The organism is Eudoraea algarum, from assembly GCF_050589645.1.
Classification (GTDB): Bacteria; Bacteroidota; Bacteroidia; order Flavobacteriales; family Flavobacteriaceae; genus JBNGOQ01.
The window spans coordinates 52,933-72,690 of sequence record NZ_JBNGOQ010000004.1; the positions used below are offsets into that span (position 1 = coordinate 52,933).

At 45.4% G+C, this 19,758-nt stretch carries 18 protein-coding genes; 13 read left to right on the forward strand and 5 right to left on the reverse strand.

Features of this window, described 5'->3' with window-relative positions; all coding sequences use genetic code 11:
- Positions 1-69 precede the first annotated feature (69 nt).
- The 4 genes from ACRD67_RS15270 to ACRD67_RS15285 all read left to right on the forward strand — a co-directional run bounded on the left by ACRD67_RS15270 (position 70) and on the right by ACRD67_RS15285 (position 5,591).
- Positions 70-1,098 carry a helix-turn-helix domain-containing protein gene (locus tag ACRD67_RS15270; RefSeq protein ID WP_430968090.1) on the forward strand — a complete coding sequence of 343 codons (1,029 nt, stop codon included), beginning with the start codon at positions 70-72 and terminating at the stop codon, positions 1,096-1,098.
- Positions 1,099-1,278: 180 nt separating this feature from the next.
- Complete coding sequence (gene nrdG / locus ACRD67_RS15275; protein WP_430968091.1) at positions 1,279-1,728, forward strand: anaerobic ribonucleoside-triphosphate reductase activating protein; 450 nt, start codon at positions 1,279-1,281, stop codon at positions 1,726-1,728.
- 6 nt (positions 1,729-1,734) lie between these two features.
- Positions 1,735-3,609, forward strand: a complete 1,875-nt coding sequence (gene nrdD, locus ACRD67_RS15280; RefSeq protein WP_430968092.1) for an anaerobic ribonucleoside-triphosphate reductase — start codon at positions 1,735-1,737, stop codon at positions 3,607-3,609.
- Between the two features lie 188 nt (positions 3,610-3,797).
- Positions 3,798-5,591 carry a hypothetical protein gene (locus ACRD67_RS15285; RefSeq protein ID WP_430968093.1) on the forward strand — a complete coding sequence of 598 codons (1,794 nt, stop codon included), beginning with the start codon at positions 3,798-3,800 and terminating at the stop codon, positions 5,589-5,591.
- Between the two features lie 112 nt (positions 5,592-5,703).
- On the opposite strand, the gene ACRD67_RS15290 is transcribed toward ACRD67_RS15285, so the two are convergent.
- Entirely contained in the window at positions 5,704-6,153 is a 450-nt protein-coding gene (locus ACRD67_RS15290; RefSeq protein WP_430968094.1) for an RrF2 family transcriptional regulator, read from the reverse strand.
- 123 nt (positions 6,154-6,276) lie between these two features.
- Here ACRD67_RS15290 and nadA point away from each other — a divergent pair, with 123 nt between their 5' ends.
- Genes nadA through ACRD67_RS15305 form a run of 3 tightly spaced genes read left to right on the forward strand, consistent with a single transcriptional unit; the run spans position 6,277 to position 9,426 of the window.
- Entirely contained in the window at positions 6,277-7,203 is a 927-nt protein-coding gene (nadA, locus tag ACRD67_RS15295; protein ID WP_430968095.1) for a quinolinate synthase NadA, read from the forward strand.
- Positions 7,204-7,209: 6 nt separating this feature from the next.
- On the forward strand, positions 7,210-8,793 hold the full coding sequence (gene nadB, locus ACRD67_RS15300) for an L-aspartate oxidase (RefSeq protein WP_430968096.1): 1,584 nt from the start codon (positions 7,210-7,212) through the stop codon (positions 8,791-8,793).
- 3 nt (positions 8,794-8,796) lie between these two features.
- Positions 8,797-9,426, forward strand: a complete 630-nt coding sequence (locus ACRD67_RS15305; protein WP_430968097.1) for a thioredoxin family protein — start codon at positions 8,797-8,799, stop codon at positions 9,424-9,426.
- A gap of 13 nt (positions 9,427-9,439) precedes the next feature.
- Here the strand turns inward: ACRD67_RS15305 and ACRD67_RS15310 are convergent, their stop codons facing one another.
- From ACRD67_RS15310 to ACRD67_RS15320, 3 genes are all read right to left on the reverse strand, one after another.
- Entirely contained in the window at positions 9,440-9,931 is a 492-nt protein-coding gene (locus ACRD67_RS15310; protein WP_430968098.1) for a DinB family protein, read from the reverse strand.
- Positions 9,932-10,165: 234 nt separating this feature from the next.
- Entirely contained in the window at positions 10,166-10,729 is a 564-nt protein-coding gene (locus ACRD67_RS15315) for a YceI family protein (protein WP_430968099.1), read from the reverse strand.
- 34 nt (positions 10,730-10,763) lie between these two features.
- Positions 10,764-11,246, reverse strand: a complete 483-nt coding sequence (locus tag ACRD67_RS15320) for an OB-fold protein (RefSeq protein ID WP_430968100.1) — start codon at positions 11,244-11,246, stop codon at positions 10,764-10,766.
- Between the two features lie 236 nt (positions 11,247-11,482).
- Between ACRD67_RS15320 and ACRD67_RS15325 the strand changes: the two genes are divergently transcribed.
- Positions 11,483-12,046, forward strand: a complete 564-nt coding sequence (locus tag ACRD67_RS15325) for a sigma-70 family RNA polymerase sigma factor (RefSeq protein ID WP_430968101.1) — start codon at positions 11,483-11,485, stop codon at positions 12,044-12,046.
- 20 nt (positions 12,047-12,066) lie between these two features.
- A complete protein-coding gene (locus tag ACRD67_RS15330; RefSeq protein WP_430968102.1) occupies positions 12,067-12,345 on the forward strand; it encodes a hypothetical protein in 279 nt (92 codons plus the stop codon).
- Positions 12,346-12,353: 8 nt separating this feature from the next.
- On the opposite strand, the gene ACRD67_RS15335 is transcribed toward ACRD67_RS15330, so the two are convergent.
- Entirely contained in the window at positions 12,354-13,145 is a 792-nt protein-coding gene (locus ACRD67_RS15335) for an NIPSNAP family protein (RefSeq protein ID WP_430968103.1), read from the reverse strand.
- 213 nt (positions 13,146-13,358) lie between these two features.
- On the opposite strand from ACRD67_RS15335, the gene ACRD67_RS15340 reads away from it, so the two are divergent.
- The 4 genes from ACRD67_RS15340 (at position 13,359) to ACRD67_RS15355 (ending at position 19,756) form a co-directional block, all read left to right on the forward strand.
- On the forward strand, positions 13,359-14,120 hold the full coding sequence (locus ACRD67_RS15340) for an SDR family NAD(P)-dependent oxidoreductase (RefSeq protein ID WP_430968104.1): 762 nt from the start codon (positions 13,359-13,361) through the stop codon (positions 14,118-14,120).
- A gap of 118 nt (positions 14,121-14,238) precedes the next feature.
- On the forward strand, positions 14,239-15,300 hold the full coding sequence (locus ACRD67_RS15345) for a Gfo/Idh/MocA family protein (protein ID WP_430968105.1): 1,062 nt from the start codon (positions 14,239-14,241) through the stop codon (positions 15,298-15,300).
- Positions 15,301-15,372: 72 nt separating this feature from the next.
- On the forward strand, positions 15,373-17,676 hold the full coding sequence (locus ACRD67_RS15350) for a LamG-like jellyroll fold domain-containing protein (RefSeq protein WP_430968106.1): 2,304 nt from the start codon (positions 15,373-15,375) through the stop codon (positions 17,674-17,676).
- A gap of 1,480 nt (positions 17,677-19,156) precedes the next feature.
- Entirely contained in the window at positions 19,157-19,756 is a 600-nt protein-coding gene (locus ACRD67_RS15355; RefSeq protein ID WP_430968107.1) for a 3-keto-disaccharide hydrolase, read from the forward strand.
- Positions 19,757-19,758: the final 2 nt, after the last annotated feature.

Here is a 19,758-nt window from a genome sequence, read left to right on the forward strand (position 1 = left end):
CAATGGGGGGTAGGGATTTATGAATCCGTACCAGATAATACACCGGTGGTTTACTTAAAGAATTCCCTTATGTGGCCAAGTATAATTAATGCCCTTGCGCTGACCGCGGCGATCATCCTGGTTTTTATTCTCAGTATCCTGCCTGCACGAAAGGGCGACAGAAACCTGTATCTACTGATCCTACTGGCATACCTTGTTGTTCATTTGATGGGTGGACTCTTAATGGTAAGCGGGGTGATGGAGTTGAGCATATACGCCCTATTTTCCTTATCCATGGTAGTGCTGTACGGCCCTACCTTTTACCACTATATGCGAAAATTCCACGGCCTCCCTACCCGTGGATACCTATGGCATATTGTTCCTGTGGAAGCGGGACTGTGGTCCCTGTTTCTGCTACACGGCCTGGGAATCTTGGAAACACCACGATGGTTCTACAATCTTTATTATGCCACCGTACTGCTGGTATATTTTATTGCTGCCCTGAAGCTTAGGTGGTCCGTTCCCTTAAAACAGGGAAAGGACTGGATGCGGACCATAACCCTGGGGTTTGGGGGACTGATCGTGCTCTATTTGGCGGAGTCTATTTGGATGAGCTTGAATTTTGATTCGGTCAACCGCATCGTCATCATCAGTACTACGATCTACAACCTTTTCTGTTTTGTCTTTTTGCTGATTTCAATAAAACAGATCATCACCAAGCCCGAAGCCTTTTCGAACATGCGGATACGGATTCCCTACAAGAACGAAAAAATCAAGAACATCGATGAGGAGCTTGCGCTGATACTTGCATATGTGCTACATCAAAAGGAATACAAAAACCCGGACTTAAATCGCAATCTGATTTCGGAGGCTACCGGCCTAGGGGTTCATCGCATTTCCGAAATCATCAACAGCGCGTTTGAAAAAAACTTCAATGATTGGATCAACGACCACAGGATCTCGGAGGCAAAAACATGGCTTATGCATTCCGAATTGAGCATTAAGGAAATTTGCTATGAGGTGGGCTTTAATTCCAAATCGGCCTTTAATCAGGCTTTTAAAAAACGAACACAAACTACACCGTCGGAATATCGCCTTGAACAGGTGAAATCCCGCTAGGTCCACAAGCTTCCCCTTTTCTTTGAAGCCAATACCAGGCTAGAACCGGGTTAACCACCTGAGGATACTAACCGCGAGGGTTGTTGATAAGATCTTTGATAACTAGATAGCGTCATTTAAAAAGCAGTTGAGGAACATAGTAATTTTAAAAATGATAAAAAGGTCATTTAATAGTTAATTATGCATTACTATGATTTCAACGTGGTCCTCCAGGAGGTGCCGGGAGAGCTCAGCCTTTGCTTTACCATTTCGGGCTGTCCCCTGCAATGCGATGGCTGTCACTCTCCTTTCCTCTGGAAAAAAGGGAGCGGGAAAAAGCTCACCCAGCAGGTGTACGGAGCTATATTGGAGCAATATCGGGGATTGGCCAGCTGTGTTGTTTTTATGGGGGGAGAATGGCATAAAAAAGAATTGATTGCCCATCTGAAGTACGCTAAAACCAAGGGATTCAAAACCTGCCTGTATACCGGGGAGGAAAACGTTGATGTTAGGATATTGGAACAGCTCACCTGGATCAAGACCGGCAAATGGGATAAAAAATATGGGGGCCTGGACAGCAAGACCACCAATCAAAAATTCAAGAACGTAAAAAGCAATGCGATACTAAACCATTTATTCATCCATAATTAAAATCATATGATCCGACTTTCAAACGACCAAATTGCCAAGAAAATAGATTTTATCTCCCATTACCTGCAATCCACAAACGCCGCAGATGGCTCCAAGGTAGATTCCAATGCCAACGTAACCTCCAAAAACATAGCCACCATGGAAGCGGAATTAAATAAGGATATCAACATACAGGTAAACCGGGCACTGGTCAAACAAAAAATAGCCTCGCTGTTCGGAAGCGATCTGGCCAATGAATACCTTAGGCAGATAGAGTCCCATGAAATATACGTACACGATGAAACCTCCTTGAAACCCTATTGCGTATCCATAAGCATGTATCCCTTTTTGCTGGATGGCCTCACCAATTTAGGGGGAGAAAGTATGGCCCCAAAACACCTGGAAAGTTATTGTGGAGAGTTTGTCAATCTTGTTTTTGCGGTGAGTTCACAATTTGCCGGCGCATTGGCCACAGTAGAGTTTTTAATGTATTTCGATTATTTTGCGACCAAGGACTATGGTGAAAACTATCTGCATACCCACGAAAAATTAATTGAAAATCATTTACAGCACGTAGTATACGCCATTAACCAACCCGCTGCCGCCAGAGGCTACCAATCCGTATTTTGGAATATTTCCCTTTATGACGAAGCCTATTTCAACAGCATGTTCGGCGACTTCGTATTTCCAGACATGGCCAGACCACAATGGGAAAGTGTAAAAAGACTACAAACATTCTTCATGAAGTGGTTCAATGAGGAGCGAAAAAAAGCGGTCTTGACCTTCCCCGTGGTCACCGCAGCTATGCTGGTGAACGAGGGTACTCCTGTGGACATGGACTTTACGGAAATGTGCGCGCAAGAATTGAGCGAGGGCAATTCTTTTTTTATCTATCAGTCCGAGAACGCGGACAGTTTGGCCTCTTGTTGCCGTTTGCGGAACGAAATTAGCGACCATACGTTTAGCTATTCCCTGGGAGCGGGCGGCGTGGCAACGGGGTCTATCAATGTCATTACACTCAACATGAACCGCCTGGTCCAAAAAAATGCCAATATCGCGGAGGAGGTACAAAAAGTGCATAAATATCAGGTGGCATTCAGAAAACTTATCGATGAATATGCCAAGGCAGGAATGCTTCCCGTGTATCAAGCTGGTTTTATTTTGTTGGAGAAACAATTTTTGACCATCGGAATCAATGGTATGGTAGAAGCAGCGGAAAGTCAGGGCGTCAAAGTGGGCAACAACGCCACATATAAGAGTTTCGTAAACAAACACCTCAAGGCAATCTACCACGAAAACCGGGCTGCCAAAGAGCGTTATGGATATATGTTCAATACAGAATTTGTGCCTGCCGAAAATCTGGGAATAAAAAATGCCAAGTGGGACAGGGAAGACGGGCTGTTTGTACCCAGGGACTGTTACAATTCGTATTTCTATGCGGTAGAGGACCAAAAAACAAATACGCTGGACAAGATCCTGCTGCACGGCAAGGAGACCATAAAGTATCTGGATGGGGGTTCTGCCTTGCACTTAAACCTTGAAGAGGCGCCCAACAAAGAGGGGTTTATCAGACTCCTTCATGCTACGGCCAAGGCAGGATGCAACTATTTTTGCTTCAACATAAGAATTACCGTTTGCAATGCTTGTAAACATATAGACAAGCGCACCTTGTCTAAATGTAGCCAGTGCGGATCCCTTAACGTGGACCACGCCACCCGGGTAATTGGGTATTTAAAACGGGTTTCCAATTTTAGTTCCGGTCGACAAAAGGAGCACCGACTGAGGCACTACCATACCCAGCGTCCTGAACCAAATTTGGCCAATAGAAGCGTCGAAACTATTACGGAAAACAGGGAAAAGCAGCAAATAGGGGATTGCCCCATGGCCGTTGGAAGTTCTTAACATATGATAATTGTCATATGCCGTTCCCGTGCCTTTTGTGACTTTTGGCGAAAACTCCCCGCATTGCATACACCAGAGATTTTAGGCAATCGGCAATACGGGTGAAATTAGGGTCTTGTCCGCCAGAACATAAGGGTTGGGCAAGAAATCCGTGAAACCATGTAATCACAAAAAACCACACCGTCTTAATGAAGCAGCATTCATTCCATATTCCCGTCATGGGAATAGGCTTTACCGTTGATACCCCCTTGAAAGTTTCCCATTTGGGCATAGATTCCGTTATTTCTTTGGTAGACGATGTCCTTTTGGAAAAACTCAGAAAAATGTATTGTGACCTATTTCAACTTCCGTATCGGGAAATCACGGAAAGCATAGAGGACTTTAGGGCCAAGAGGATTACTTCCTATCTAAATTTGATCAACGGTTTGGCAGAAAAAAAGTTTGAAAAACTCAAAACCGTTAGCGCGGAGTGCAGCAATGACCTGAAACAGTACTTTAATCTCTTGCCCGATACATCGGCCCTTAAGGAACGATTTAAGCGTTTGACCTCTCCCAGTTTTAATCTGAAAGAGCTCAAAGATCTAGTTGAAACCAATCTGGCCATGGGCAGTATTGACGTTAACATCATGACCAAGGTAGATAAGGAAAACTATAGAAAAGCAGAGCGATTGCCTACCCAATATAATGACGCCCATGCGGCCCTAAGGGGGTATGCCCATAGCGATTTGTCCTCATCGGTAATACTGTCTGCCGGAATGAACCCTAGATTGTACAGTTATATGGAGGAATTTGAAGATTTTTATCCTGATGTCATGGGACAGGTCAAAAAGAAAATAACCTTAAAGGTAAGTGATTACAGATCTGCTTTGATACAAGGGAAGTTCTTTGCAAAAAAGGGGTTGTGGGTATCAGAATACAGAATTGAATCCGGATTAAATTGTGGGGGCCACGCATTTGCAACAGATGGATATCTGATGGGTCCCATATTGGCACAGTTCAGGGACCGGAAAGAAGAACTGACCCAAGAATTACATGGAATAATGACCGAAACGCTTTCCCGTAAAAAACGCCCCGTACCCACATCGCCCCTGCCCATTAAGATCACTGCTCAGGGCGGCGTGGGGACCGCGGAGGAACATCGGTTTTTAATAGAGCACTACAAGGTGGATTCCATTGGGTGGGGGACCCCTTTTCTTTTGGTGCCCGAGGCAACAACAGTAGACGATGACACTTTGGACAAACTGGCCAAGGCCAAAGAAGAGGATTTACATTTAAGTGATATCTCTCCCCTGGGAGTGCCTTTCAATAGCCTTAAGGGAAATACCAAAGACCTGGAAAAGTTCGCCTTAATAGAAAAAAATAGACCTGGCAGTCCGTGCCCCAAAAAATATGTGGCCCTGAACAAGGAATTTACGGAAAAGGGAATTTGTACCGCATCAAGACAATATCAATACTTGAAGATCAAGGAATTGGACCAGAAAGCGCTTTCAAAGGAAGCGTATCAAGCGGAATACGATAAAATTGTACAAAAATCGTGCGCCTGTGTTGGATTGGGAACCACGGCTTTGTTAAAATACGACCTGGATACCAGAACGGAAGGTGAGGGGGTATCCGTTTGCCCAGGTCCCAATATGGCCTATTTCTCAAAAACTTCAAGCTTAAAGGAAATTACCGGTCATATTTATGGAGAATCCAATGTGATTTCAAGGACCGATCGTCCAAACATGTTTATAAAGGAGCTTACCATTTATATCGACTTTTTAAAACGATCGCTCCAGGAAACCAAGGATTCCATCAGCGACAAACAAAGGAAATACCTGTCAACATTTGCAAAAAACCTCACGGAGGGCATTGCGTATTATGAAACTGTTTTTGGGAGTGTAAAAAACGCCTTTGAAAGTTCAAAATCTCAGATTTTGGACGATTTGGACAGGGGAATGACCACCCTAAACCGGCTACGTTTGGAAATAGACAAGCTGTAAATTACTGTAGCGGCAGAAGATTATAGGCCCTAGCTATCACGTTAAAAAGGAAAATGTGGCTTGCGGCTTGTTAGTACGGCCATGGGATAGGGCGTATACCCGGTTTGCTTGGCTATTTTAAACTAAAATCCTTCAAAGAAATTATAGTGCCCTTCTTTTCCATTTCTTTCGCAAGTTTGGAAATGGTTTTGTCCCTAAAATCGTTTAATATTTTCTTTTTGAACGGAGCTACTAGATAATGTGCTGGGCAGGGGTTGATATCGTTGCACTGGGAGAGGCCCAAAAAACAAGCATCAAATTTATGGGTGCCGTCTATACAGGATATGACGTCCCAAACCGATTTTTCCCTATTTCTCGCATCCAAATAGAATCCTCCCCCGGGACCCTTGGTGGAGGAGACCAACTTGTTCGCGGTAAGTTGTCTTAACAATTGTGCTAAAAAGGCCTGCGGGGTCTCTAACTCCTCTGCAATTTTCTTCACCCTTATTTTATGGGCATCATCACTGTGTATCGCCAAATACAATATGGCCCTTATGGCATACTTACAGGCATTGGATAGCATAGAACGGTTTTTTTAAGGGTTAAAGATAATAAAAAGACACTTTTATATTTAATTATGATTTTTGTCATAGTGAACCAGGGTAGGCACCCCTATTTTTCCACGGTAATGAATGTTCCCTAAAAAGTGAGCTTAAAGGTTAAAATACAGAAGCTGAAAAAGGAAAAGAACGCCGTGATTCTGGCACATTATTATCAGCGTCCCGAAATACAGGAAGCTGCGGATTATGTGGGGGATAGCTTGGGATTGGCCCAAATGGCCTCAAGGGCAAATGCAGATATCATTGTGTTTGCGGGGGTGCACTTTATGGCGGAGACGGCAAAGATCCTTAACCCTGCAAAGAAGGTGGTCTTACCAGATTTGAACGCAGGTTGTTCCCTGGCCGATTCCTGTCTGCCAAAAGCCTTTGCCGCCTTCAAAGTGGCCCATCCAGACCATGTGGTCATCACTTACATCAACTGTTCGGCAGAGATCAAGGCCATGAGCGATTTGGTATGTACCTCTTCCAATGCCCTGAAAATGGTAAAATCCATACCGGCGGATAGGCCCATTATTTTTGCTCCAGATCGAAACCTGGGGAAATACCTCATACAACAGACGGGCAGGGAGATGTTGCTATGGGACGGCAGTTGTATGGTACATGAAGCGTTCTGTGTGGATAAATTATTGGACCTCTGCCAAAAAAATCCGGATGCAGTGATCATTGCCCATCCGGAATCCGAAGAACACCTTTTAAAAACAGCGACATATATTGGCTCTACAGCAGGGATGATACAGTATGTAAAAGCACATCCCGAAGAGAAATTTATTGTCGCTACCGAAGCTGGAATTTTACATGAAATGCAAAAGCAAGTACCGGGAACGGTATTGATTCCCGCACCCGCCATAGAAGATAACAGCTGCGCTTGTAGTGAGTGTGCCTATATGAAAGTGAATACGCTTCAGAAATTATACGATTGCTTGCTTCACGAATGTCCACAAGTGGACGTTCCCAAAGATGTTAGGGAAAAAGCACTGTTTCCCATAGAACGAATGCTCCAACTTTCAAAATAACAGCCAATGATAACTGTAGATTATTTGGTCATCGGTTCCGGCATAGCAGGATTGACCTTTGCCGTAAAAATTGCGGAGAAATTTGAGGATAAAAAAGTATGCGTTGTAACCAAGGCCAGCGAAGATGAATCCAACACCAAGTATGCCCAGGGAGGTGTTGCGGTGGTACAGAATGCCCAGGAAGATTCCTTTCAGAAACACGTGCTGGATACTTTGATCGCCGGGGACCGCCTGTGCGATACACAGGTAGTGGAAATGGTGATAAAGGAGGGACCAAAAAGGCTGGACGACCTGATGCGTTGGGGCACCAGTTTTGATTTGGACCATGCCGGTAAATTGGATTTGGGAAGGGAAGGCGGCCATTCGGAATATCGCATAGTCCATCACAAGGACATTACGGGCCATGAGATAGAAACCACCCTGCTAAGACAGGTACATCAACTCTCCAATGTTACCGTATTAAACTATCATTTTGCCATAGACCTCATCACGGAACATCAATTGCAAATACCCGATCCGGAAAATATTTCGTGCTATGGGGCCTATCTTCTAAATCAAAAAACCGGAAATATTGAAACCATAAAAGCGGGTGCAACGGTTTTGGCTACCGGGGGCATTGGCAAGACCTACGGTCATACCACCAACCCTATGGTTGCAACCGGGGATGGCATTGCCATGGCATATCGGGCAAAGGCCCGGATCTGTGACATGGAGTTTATCCAGTTTCACCCTACCGCATTATATGATGCGCAAGAAGGGCGAGCGTTCCTGATTTCTGAAGCTGTAAGGGGTTTTGGCGCCTATTTACGCAATACGGACGGGGATAGATTTATGCTCCATTACGATGAAAGGGCAGAGCTGGCCTCCAGGGACATTGTCTCTCGGGGTATAGATAGCCAACTCAAAAAAACGGGAGATCAATACGTGTATTTGGATTGCACCCATTTGGACATATCCAAATTCAAGGACCAATTCCCTACCATTTATGAAAAATGCCTATCAAAACATATCCATATGGAAAAGGACTGGATACCTGTGGTACCGGCATCCCATTATCTGTGTGGGGGCATCCTGGTGGATAAGGACGGGAAAACATCGATCCGGAACCTCTTCGCCTGTGGCGAGTGTTCCAGGACCGGACTGCATGGCGCAAATAGGTTGGCGTCCAATTCCTTGTTGGAGGCATTGGTATATGCCCACAATATTTACGAATACCTCAGCTTAAATTCTGCTCAGCAAATACCGATAGCCATTCCTGATTGGAACGACAAGGGCACCGGTGTTACCGAGGAGCATATCATCATAACACATAACACCAGGGAATTGCAGGCCTTGATGAGGGATTATGTAGGTATAGTACGTAGCAATCATCGCTTGGAAAAGGCAAAGGAACGTTTGGATCTGATGTATAGGGAGGTAGAGGAGTTTTACAAAGTGTCCAAAGTGAATTCCGCCTTATGCGAATTGCGAAATATGATCAATGTGGCACACTTGATCATCGGTCAGTCCTTGGAAAGAAAGGAGAACCGCGGAGGATTTTTTAATAGCGATAATGTAGTCTTAAAAACAAAAGTGAACGAAATACTATGACATATGATCAATGAAGTAATTAAAGGCGCCATGCCTAAAAGCTGGACGTACCAGGAATATATAAAATGGGTTAACCAGCTTGTTGCGGAAGAAAGGACAGGCGGCCCGGAACAGACCAAACAGCGCATAGATTTTACCAAATTGAACGCCAGTAGGATGCGAAGGTTGGATAAGACCCTGACAATACCGGAGCGAGCACTACAAACGTTTAAGGGTCTAGCGGAAAAACAGACCTGGTTGGTGTTTTTGGAAAGTTGGTGTGCGGACGGAGCGCAGACCATCCCAATCTTGAATAAAATTGCACAAGAAGTACCTGGCATCGACCTTAAAATTTTGTTACGGGACGAACATGCGGAGTTGATGGACCATTTTTTGACCAATGGAACCCGATCCATTCCAAAGCTTGTAATCCTGGATGGGGAATACAATGTGGTGAACACCTGGGGCCCACGCTCAAAAAAGGCAACAAAACTGGTGATGGCCCACAAGGCCCAACATGGAAAAATCAACGATACGTTCAAGGAGGAATTACAGCGTTGGTACAACAAAGACTTGGGAGCAGCAATTATTGAAGATCTGGCGGAAATGGCAGAATTTGGACATTCCCTGTATTTTGGGAAGGCTGCAAAATAAGAAGCTCAGGACTTTACTGGACGTTTTGATCTTGTGTTCTGTATTGCAAGGTGGAGGGCGCAACGCCAAAGGAGTCTGGCAATACGATATCGGTGAGTTGTTCAATACCTATTTTTATCAATGCCAGATGGTGTATGGTATGCTCCAGATTGTACATTAGCTCGCGATGGTAGTTGGACTTCAATTTGGTTAGACGCCCGTTCAATTCATAATAGATCAATAGCCTTCTTTGAGGGCGCTCAAGGGCGTTTTGAATCCGCAGCAATCGGTCTATCGCAAAATGTACGTCTAGCTCAATGCGTTGATCTCTTTTTCGCCTGTCGTAAAAAACAGCAGCCGTTTCATAACCGGCCAAAAGGCATTGATAAAATTCTATAATATGCCTAGTGTGCTGTCCTATGCTGGCATGGGACAGGAGGTTGCAGGGTCGGTCATAGCAATCTTTGGGAAGTTGCAACAGCACCTGCTTAAGTTGCTCCAAAATCTGTATGGAAGACGCAAACATAGTTTAGGCTTTTTTTCTACAAATACAACAGCCGGAACAGCCGATATTCTGGCGGACGTTTCAACTCATGACATATAAAATATAGTGAGCACAGTTAAAAAGATATCGTATATCCCATACCGCGAAACATCCATAACAACTCTAAAACACAAAACCATCAATAATCAAAAATATGAACATCGAATTGTGCTGCCCAGCTGCTGTTTTTTGTACTATTTTAAACGTTACTATGTATTATTCCTTTGTATAGACCGCTTTTACGGTCACTTCCACTTCCTTGGCTACGTTGGTAGATGGTTTGCCCTTGGTAAAGGTGATGCCATAATCGGCCAGGACCACCATCATTTTTGATTCCAGGGACACGGTCCCACCAGCAACCGTAAGCGTTGCCTTTTCGTTCATGGGTTTGGTTTCGCCCTTAATATTCAACGCTCCTGCCACCGCAGCCTCGTAAGTACCGTCCTGGCTAAAATCAACACTTTCCAGATTGGTAATCTTTCCGGTAAACTTTGCCTTGGGAAATTTCTTGGTGTTCAAAAAGCCTTTGCTATTAAAATGTTTTTGCATGAGGGCCTTCTCAAATTCAAAGCTTTGCATGGGCACGGAATACACCAGATCGCCCGTTTCCGTATCAAGCGTGCTCACCACCTTGTAGTTGTTCGCCGTAATGTCCTCCAAGGCCGTATGCGAAAAGAAGCTGATGTGTGCATCCTTGCTCACCAATTTGCCCATTAGGGGCTTAAAGGCCATGAATACCAAAGCTATTGATACCATAGCCATTACCGATAGTTTGTTCATTTTTACTTGCTTTTAAAAGGTTACTATTTGATATTTATTTTTCGATTACATCACATTTTTCCATGATCACGTCCTCATAAAGATCCAGATCCTCGTCAAAACCTGCACCGGAGCGTATAACACCTTTTACGGTAATGGTATGGCCTATATCCAAATTTTCCACCTTCTTGCCCGTGGCTTCGGTAAAGGTGCAGCTTACCCCAGCATGTTCGGTAGCTTCCTTGAGCAGGACCACTTTCTGTTGGTTCAGGTCCTCGCGGATGGAGAATATTTTTCCGGTGACAGCCAATATTTTTGAATCCCCTTCCTCCTGAAGGTATTTGTCGTTTGCCGAAGGGGCATCGGCCAAATATTGGTTTACAATTTCTGTTGACGATAAACGGAAATCTATCTGCGCAGCTTGCACATCCCGGTGGGGCAGGTTAAACATATAATAGGCAATACCAAGCGCCACTAGTACGCCGATACCGAGCGTGCCGGAGATTATTTTAGTGGTCCTTTTTATCATTGTGCCCATAGATTTTGCGAACGAATAGACGTAGATCCTTACAATCCTGACAGGGGACGCGGTATTTTTTCGGACTATGAGAACCACATGGAACAATCCCAGATTGTAGCGCAATCCATCTCCTTGAGTGCACAAAAAGGGTTTTTAAAGCACCAGGAAGTGGGAACAGGGCGCTAATTTCTGAAAGTTAAGGCGTTATTTACCGACCTTAATTACAGAGATGTTGTCTTAATCGATTAAACGCCATGCCACACGATGTCGAAAGTTGGTTCCATAAGTATTCGGATGAACTGTTCCGATGGAGCTTTTATAAAACATCGTCCAGGGAAATAGCGGAAGATTTGGTGCAGGAAACCTTCTTGGCCGCCGTAAAAAATCACAAAAACTTCGAGGAAAAAGCGTCGGCAAAGACCTGGTTGTTCTCCATACTGAACCATAAGATAATTGACTACTACAGAAAAAAGGTCAAAAGCATCACGGTTGACGGAACCCGGGCCGAACAGAACTTTGTACAACAGACCGATTCCCATTTTGATGCCCACCAACGATGGACCTTGTCCAAGGGAGCGGTATTATGGGAAGAGGAATCACATCTGTTGGACAATATGGAATTCAGGAAGGTAATGGGCAGTTGTATGGCAGAACTCCCGGAAAACTGGCGTTTGGTCATCACCTCCAAGTATCTGTTGAACAAGAAGGGTCAAGAGATCTGTCAGGAACTAAAGGTAACGCCGTCCAATTATTGGCAAATGGTACATCGGGCGAAATTAATGCTCAAAAAATGCATTGATCGCCTTTGGAAACGCTAAATCTTCAAACTCGTTTCGGTATGGTCAAAACGCTTATGAACATCATGTTCCTCTCCTGCAAGCAGGTTACGGAGCTGGTCGAAAAAAAACAGCTCGTGGGCTTGTCGACAATCGAAAGCATGCGGTTCAGATTGCATGTGGTCATGTGCGCTGCCTGCAAATCCTACGAAAGACAATCCCTCTTGATCGAACAAGCCCTAAAGCGAATGATACAAGTCTCCCGATCGGATAAGGATGCGGCCCAACTGCACCCTGACACTAAACTGAAAATCCTGGAAAAAATAAAAACATCGAAATAACGGCTTTCCTATTTTAAAGGCGAAAACGATGTGGGATTCAGCAGCACATGGACCAAGGAATCGACCAAAGGACCGTCCTTTCTGGAATTGGCGTAGGCCGACTTCCAATTGGGATCTTCCCCAAAGCGCTTCCAGGCCTCTTTTCTTTCAAGGGTGTCCGGAAAACTTATGAGATAAACCAGAGTATTGTTGAACCCTTCCTGGCCTTCGTCCAAATCAAAGTACGCAATATTTGTCATCCCATTGTTGGTAAATATATCGAGCGTATGGTCCTTAAAACGGGCGTTGAGATTATCGAGTTTGCCTGTATGCGTATAATAGGTTCTAAGGGAAAAAACACGCGGGCCCTTATCCTCCTTTTTAAGTGGTGGGGAATAATCGGTATAATTTAAAAACAGCTGATCTACGGAGTCTACCAATTTTCCTTCAACAATGGAATTGGCATAGGCCTGCTTCCATTCGGGATCGTCCCTGAACGATGCCCAAGCTGAGTCCCTCTGCCCCTTACTTTCATAGCCAAGCAGATAAACGAGCTTGTTTTCGGTGTTCTCTATCGGTGTCCAATAACCCATGTTCAGCATGCCGTTTTTTTCAAAAATCTTTAGGGTGTAGTCCTCGAACCTTTTCAAAAGAGCGTTCAACTTATTAGGGGCGGCGTAATAGGTCCTAAGCTCAAAGAAGACTGGATCTGTCATTTCATCGGCAGGCATTGCCTCCGTCGCCGTGCGCTGCATTTTTGATTTGTTCGATGGCTTGCACGCCACCAGGCAAAGGAGCAATAGAAAGGATAAATATTTCAAAACGTTAGCGATTAGGGTTGTTGCCAAAAAGATACAGATAAATACGTTAAAAAAGGTACCTAAACCCCTTTACTCGCGCCTTCCTTTAGAAAATGAGAAGGAAAGGACATTTTTTGCTATAGAAGTTAGCGCAAAAACAGATAATTTTAGGGATTGACAAAGAAGCGCCTCCACAGGCCGCTCAATTACGACCCAAAAAAGAGTAAAAGTACTATGGGAGCATTAAAGGACCGGGTAATAATCGTCACTGGGGCCACCAGTGGTATGGGCAGGGCCATGGCGAAAACCTTTGCCGAGGAAGGGGCAAGTCTTGTCATTGCCGGACGTAACCGGGAACGTGGGGAGTCCTTATTGGCGGAACTGCAGCAGATTCATCCCAATAGCGCCTTGGTCTGTGGCGATATTGGCACTCCGGATACCAACAAAGAGTTGGTGGAGACCGCGGTGGACCGCTTTGGAAAATTGGACACCATCGTCGCCAATGCAGGGGTACTTGGCCTGGGGGAGGTCACTTCCCTTTCCATCGAATCTTGGCACGAAACGCTGAACACCAATCTTAGCTCACTCTTTTATCTTGCCAAATACGCTTTGCCCCATATGCTCAAAAATAAATTCGGGATAGTATTGGCCAATGCCTCCATAGCGGCCTTTAAGGCCTTCCCCAAACACCCGGCATACTGTGCTTCCAAGGCGGCCCAGGTGGCTTTGATAAAGCAGATGGCCAAGGACTATGGCCCTTTGGTACGGGCCAACGCGATATGTCCGGGTCCTGTAGACACCCCGTTGATATGGGACTCTGCCAAAGCTTTTGAATTTCCGCAGGAGGCTGTGGCCCAGGCCGCAGAGGCTACGCTGGTACAGCGGCTTGGAACTCCCGATGATATTGCCAAGCTGGCCCTGTTCCTTTTGTCCGAGAACGCTTCCTTTATTACGGGATCCACAATAAACATTGATGGAGGGATAATGGTGGGGTAAAGCATGTTGGGGTGAGGCCAGGTTCTGGATGAATAGTGGATTCCTGCCTTCGCAGGAATCCAGAAAATAGGCCTAAGCGACTATTCGATCCAACAGGGACCAAAATAAAAAGAAACAAATGAAAACGTATAGTGTATTGGTGGCGGGCTGCGGTAACATGGGAACTTCCCATGCAAGGGCGTACCACAAACTTGACAAATTTACCATAGTAGGCCTGGTAAGCCGCAATCCCGAAAGCCGCGATAAACTGTCCCGGGAATTGGGCGGATTGCCGACCTTTTCCGATTTTGACGAGGCCTTAAAAGCCACCGCCCCCGAGGTCGTTTCCATAAACACCTACCCGGAAACCCATGCAGATTACGTTCGGAAAAGCCTTAGGGCCGGAGCACATGTCTTTGTGGAAAAGCCCTTGGCCACCACGGTTGCGGAGGCAAAAGAACTGGCAGCACTGGCCCAGACCGTGGACCGCAAGATGGTGATTGGTTACATTTTACGGGTGCATCCGGCCTGGAGCAAATTCGTTGCCCTGGCCCGCTCCCTGGGAAAGCCCCTGGTGATGCGGATGAACCTGAACCAACAAAGTTCAGGAAACCAATGGATTACCCATAAAAATTTGATGAACTCCATGTCGCCTATCGTAGATTGCGGAGTGCACTATGTTGATATCATGTGCCAAATGACAATGGCAAAACCGGTAAAGGTAAGTGCTATTGGTGCCAGATTAAGCGATGAAATTGACGTGGAAATGTATAATTATGGGCAATTGCAGGTGACCTTCGAAGATGGCTCGGTAGGCTGGTACGAGGCCGGCTGGGGACCCATGATCAGCGAAACCGCTTTTTTTGTCAAGGACGTAATGGGGCCAAAGGGAAGTGTGAGCATTGTGGAAAAAACGGATGCGGAATCCGATAATATCGAAGGACATACCCAAACGGGCTGTCTGCAGATACACCATGGACAATTGGATGAAAAAGGGGTTTTTACCAAACCCGACGAATTCCTGTACACGGACGATGAACCGGACCACGACGCGCTCTGCCAAATGGAGCAGGAGTTCCTGTTAAATGCCATAGAACAGTCCCTGGACCTATCGGACCATATTGGGGATGCGATCAGCAGTTTGCAGGTGGTGCTAGCTGCAGATGAATCTGTCAGGACAGGAAAGACCATATTGTTGTAGCAAGGAAGCTCTAAAGGGGCAATTGAAATAGTACAAGTTTAGGGTAAATGAAGAAGAACAGAAACAACACTTTTGAAAAATAAAAGGCTGCACATATTTTGGTTGATCGTATTCCTTTGCGGGCTAAGGACGGGCTTTGGACAAGAGTACAATACGCTTGGACCAGAAGCACAAACACGGCTAAAACTACGGTCGCACGTATTGGTCGATCTCAACGAGCTCAACCTCGCCGACCTACAGACGGTAATGGAAGGTAAGACCCCGCTCGCCGTTTTTCTTTCCGAAAACGACGCGGTCAACACTGCTTTTTTTGATACCTATGGCACCTATTCCGATTCCTTGGTCGTGTTGGAGGACAAGGTCGTGGAATTGCCGGTTTCCAAAGAAATTACCGTGCTTCAGATTCCTGAGCGCTATGTGGAAATTTATCATTTAAACGGATTCAGCGGGGATTCCGAGGACGACTTTGGTAGCACGGGAGCGCTGCATTTGGTGCAGTTTGATGAAGCAGAACTTGCCCTGGAACACAAATGCATGGCCATATGGAACCGTTTTGGCACCCTTCCCAATTTTATTAAGACCACCGGCAACACCTTGGGCCAAGTGGATAGTCTGGTCCGCCAGATCAACACCATGGAAAAAGTGTTCGGCCAGGTCCGGACCCAAGAAGGACCCTTGCACGGGGTGGCGTTTAAGGATTTTAGAAAAAGCAGGGTCAATGGGTTTTTTTCCTTTCCCATTTTGGAGGAGGAGCCAACCTTGCCCGTTTTGGTTCCCCACAAGGCAGGGTATCGATTTTCCCCTGACATTATTTTTACGGCCGTGGAGAACCAGCACAACCCCAAGGACTTTGTCGCTTTTCGTCTCGACACCGATTTTGGCTTAACGGATGAATTCGTGTTTAGGGAATCCGTGGTCAATACGGTTCGGAAAAACGATAAGGAGATCATTTCCAATGGCGTGGAGATTAACGAAGACCCTTTGTTCGGCACGGTGGGTTTTTTTGGGGATCGCGCTTATGTGGATGCCGGGTTGGGCAGCAGGGTAGCCTTGCAGTCGGAATTTACCATATCAGCCTGGGTGAAACCCACCACCCTGGACCTTAACAACAGTATTTTGGGGAAGGGCGACAATTTTGTGCTAAAGCTGCACGAAGGCTTCCTGACCTTCACCATGGCGGGCATAAAGGATTATATTTCGGAGGCCTCACCGATTCCCCTGAACCAATGGACGCATGTTGCCTTGGTCCATGCCAAACTGGACAACGAACTACTTTTTTACGTAAACGGGGAACGCACGGATAGGGTGAAGTTGATTTCGGAATACGTACCGTCTACCTATCATATTTTAGTGGGGAGCAATCTTTGGGAAGAGTTTTTTGCCGGTTACTTGGGCCAAATCAAAATTTGGGAAAGAGAACTCAATGCCGAGGAGATACGGTATCAATATGAGCACCCGCACAAGGAAAGCAAAGGATTTCCCTATACCTTTTCCCTCATTGCAATAGTGTTGGTTTCACTACTTGCCCTTACCATTTTTATATGGAGAAAAAAGAGCAAAAAGAAGGAGACAGCTTCTTTGTATAAACCGATACCTACGCCCAAAATTCAAAACAAAACTGTTGAATACCAAGGGCGGGCTGAGCAGTTGAGGTGTTTCGGTACCTTAAGGGTCTACGATGCATCGGGAAGGGATCTTGCCAAAAAGCTTTCCCCAAAACTAAAGGAGATATTTACCCTTATTCTTTTGTACAGTCAGGAGCAAGGGAAAGGGATTTCTACCAACCATCTAACAGAACTACTGTGGCCGGGCCTTACCAGCCAAGGCGCCAAAAACACCAGGGGGACCAGCATACAGAACCTAAGGACCGTATTGGCCTCTTCCTCGGAAATAGAACTCGCCTTTGTCAACAAGCACTGGTATATGCAAATCGGTGACGGATGTTATTTTGACTATGGGGAATGCCAAAACTACCTGGATCTGTTCCTTAGGGAAAACTATGAGGTGTCCCTGTTGGAAAAAGAATTGCCAAAAGTACTTTCCATTTTACAGGAGGGCCGACTGTTGGCCAGCAGTAGTCGTTCCTGGCTAGATCCCTTTATCGAAAAATTCAGCAATAGGATCATTGAGCAGTGTTTGCGATGCTCCGTGGAGCTCAACATGGAAAAGCACGCCGATTTGCTCTTTCGGATCGCAGAGGTCATATACCTCTATGATGAACTGAACGAGAAGGCACTTCGCCTAAAGCTACAGGTCCTGGTAAAACAGGGAAAATTAAGTTTGGCGCATACCGTGCACGACAATTTTGCCAAGCTATATCGCAAATTATACGATGAGGACTATGGAGTATCCTTTCAGCAAATAGTTTCGGGATAGGGATTATTAGTTGGCAGTGAGCAGTTGGCGGTTGACGGTAGGCCATAAGTGTGGGTTATGAATTATGGATTAAAGAGTTAAGGATTGATGAATTATGAGTGATGGGTTAGGGCTGACGGGGAACAATTGTCAATCAACAGTAAACGAGAAACCAGAAACAGTAAACAGTTGGCAGTTATCGGTTGACAGTAAGCAGTTAACAGTTGACGGTAGATGGCTGTACGTATTAAATGTTAAGTGATAGGCGTAAATACCACATTCAACTTTCGTAATTCGAAATTCATCATTCGTGGTTCCAAACAGCTCCTTCCTTTTGTTAAGGGAAGGTGGCCCCGACCGAAGCAAAGCGAGCGTTGGGACGGAAGGGTAGTAAAAAACATGCCCAAGGCGGACCTTCTCTCCCCTGGGAGAGGACCAAGGTGAGAGCCTTTGTGATTACATACACCCAATTCCAAATTCACAATTCTCACCTCTAAATCCGCCAAAGAGGTATTTAAAATCTCGCGGAGATAAGCTTTAAGCCTTCCCAAGTTAAGCCTTAAGTCCGCAAGAGTTAGGCTTTAAGTTTCCAGAACATAAGCTTTAAGTCTTCCAAAGTTAAACCTTAAGTCTACAAGAGATAAACTTTATGTCTGCCAGAGATGTGTATTGTATCTAGCCAGGTCTTTGTTCCATATTCTTGGCATAACGGATATTGGAGACTGAGAATTATCAACCTTAAACAGTCGGCTGCGGGCAGTGTTCAATTATGAGTGATGGGTTGAAGCGTTAAGAATTGATGAATTACCAGCTATGGACTCGTTTCGCTTTTGCCTATTCCCTCTTCGCTTGTTGGATAATAGAACCAGGGATTCCTCGCAGGCTCGGAATGACAAAACAACGTACATTGTCAGTCAGAGTGCAGCAAAGCGAGCGTTGGGGACAGAAGGGTAGTTTGCCATTGGTTTATCTCTTGAAGGTTGCTGAATTGCGTATAGCAACGGCACAATATTGAAATCGCTGTTAGATTTGTCATTCCGCATTTAGTGCGGAATCCAATTCAATTAAATGTGGGCGGTTGGGAGTCCTAGTCGGCAGTAAACAGTGGGCACACCTACGCCATCCGCATGTCGCCATCCGCATGTCGCCGTAGCTTTAGCGGAGGCACAAGCTTTAGCGGAGGCACAAGCTTTAGCGGAGGCACAGGCTGCGGTTTATGATCACAGTGGGCAGTTGACAATAAACAATGAACAATTAGCAATAATCAATAAAAAATGGTCCGTTGCTAAACCAGAAACCAGAAACCAGAAACCAGAAACCGGAAACTTTGAACCATCAATCTAAACTTTGAACCAACATTTTTTTCTCATTACCCCGTTTGGTACCCCACATTTTACACAGGCCGTCATTTCTTTGTGGTCATGAACACGCTTAAGATCGTTCCGCATAACACGGTCTGAAAATTGAATTGTACAACGCAGAATTAACTTAAAAGATAAAAATGAAACTAGGAGTAAAGAGTATCGTTATGGGCATATTGCTTGTGGGCCTTAGCGCCACGGCCCAGGAAAAATCATTGTTTAACGGGGAAGATCTGACCGGGTGGACCATTTATGGCACCGAAAAATGGTATGTGGAAGATGGCCTACTGGTCTCGGAAAGCGGCCCTGACAAGCAGTATGGTTATCTGGCCACAGAGGAGTCCTATAAGAATTTTGTACTACAATTGGAATTTAAGCAAGAAGCCAATGGGAATAGCGGTGTTTTTATTAGGTCTAGCGTTGAGGGCACCAAGGTAAGTGGATGGCAGGTAGAGGTAGCTCCGGCCGGAAAACATACGGGTGGGGTCTATGAATCCTATGGTAGGGGATGGCTCATTAAACCCGAGCCCGAAAAGGAAGGATACCTCAAACAAGGCGAATGGAATACCTTAAAGATCAAGGTTGTTGGGGACAAACTGACCTCATGGCTAAATGGTAAGGAGATGGTACATATAGAGGACCAGAAAATAGGGGAAGGCAATGGCGCTATCGCACTTCAGATTCACGATGGCGGTGGCATCAAGGTCAAATGGCGCAACATAAAAGTAAAGCAGCTCTAATA

What these genes read in the sequence shown, in the direction of transcription:
- ACRD67_RS15270 (WP_430968090.1), top strand. Translation starts at nt 70, where the DNA reads ATGTGGCCAAGTATAATTAATGCCCTTGCGCTGACCGCGGCGATCATC.
- nrdG (WP_430968091.1), top strand. Translation starts at nt 1,279, where the DNA reads ATGCATTACTATGATTTCAACGTGGTCCTCCAGGAGGTGCCGGGAGAG.
- nrdD (WP_430968092.1), top strand. Translation starts at nt 1,735, where the DNA reads ATGATCCGACTTTCAAACGACCAAATTGCCAAGAAAATAGATTTTATC.
- ACRD67_RS15285 (WP_430968093.1), top strand. Translation starts at nt 3,798, where the DNA reads ATGAAGCAGCATTCATTCCATATTCCCGTCATGGGAATAGGCTTTACC.
- ACRD67_RS15290 (WP_430968094.1), bottom strand. Translation starts at nt 6,153, where the DNA reads ATGCTATCCAATGCCTGTAAGTATGCCATAAGGGCCATATTGTATTTG.
- nadB (WP_430968096.1), top strand. Translation starts at nt 7,210, where the DNA reads ATGATAACTGTAGATTATTTGGTCATCGGTTCCGGCATAGCAGGATTG.
- ACRD67_RS15305 (WP_430968097.1), top strand. Translation starts at nt 8,797, where the DNA reads ATGATCAATGAAGTAATTAAAGGCGCCATGCCTAAAAGCTGGACGTAC.
- ACRD67_RS15310 (WP_430968098.1), bottom strand. Translation starts at nt 9,931, where the DNA reads ATGTTTGCGTCTTCCATACAGATTTTGGAGCAACTTAAGCAGGTGCTG.
- ACRD67_RS15315 (WP_430968099.1), bottom strand. Translation starts at nt 10,729, where the DNA reads ATGAACAAACTATCGGTAATGGCTATGGTATCAATAGCTTTGGTATTC.
- ACRD67_RS15320 (WP_430968100.1), bottom strand. Translation starts at nt 11,246, where the DNA reads ATGGGCACAATGATAAAAAGGACCACTAAAATAATCTCCGGCACGCTC.
- ACRD67_RS15325 (WP_430968101.1), top strand. Translation starts at nt 11,483, where the DNA reads ATGCCACACGATGTCGAAAGTTGGTTCCATAAGTATTCGGATGAACTG.
- ACRD67_RS15330 (WP_430968102.1), top strand. Translation starts at nt 12,067, where the DNA reads ATGGTCAAAACGCTTATGAACATCATGTTCCTCTCCTGCAAGCAGGTT.
- ACRD67_RS15340 (WP_430968104.1), top strand. Translation starts at nt 13,359, where the DNA reads ATGGGAGCATTAAAGGACCGGGTAATAATCGTCACTGGGGCCACCAGT.
- ACRD67_RS15345 (WP_430968105.1), top strand. Translation starts at nt 14,239, where the DNA reads ATGAAAACGTATAGTGTATTGGTGGCGGGCTGCGGTAACATGGGAACT.
- ACRD67_RS15355 (WP_430968107.1), top strand. Translation starts at nt 19,157, where the DNA reads ATGAAACTAGGAGTAAAGAGTATCGTTATGGGCATATTGCTTGTGGGC.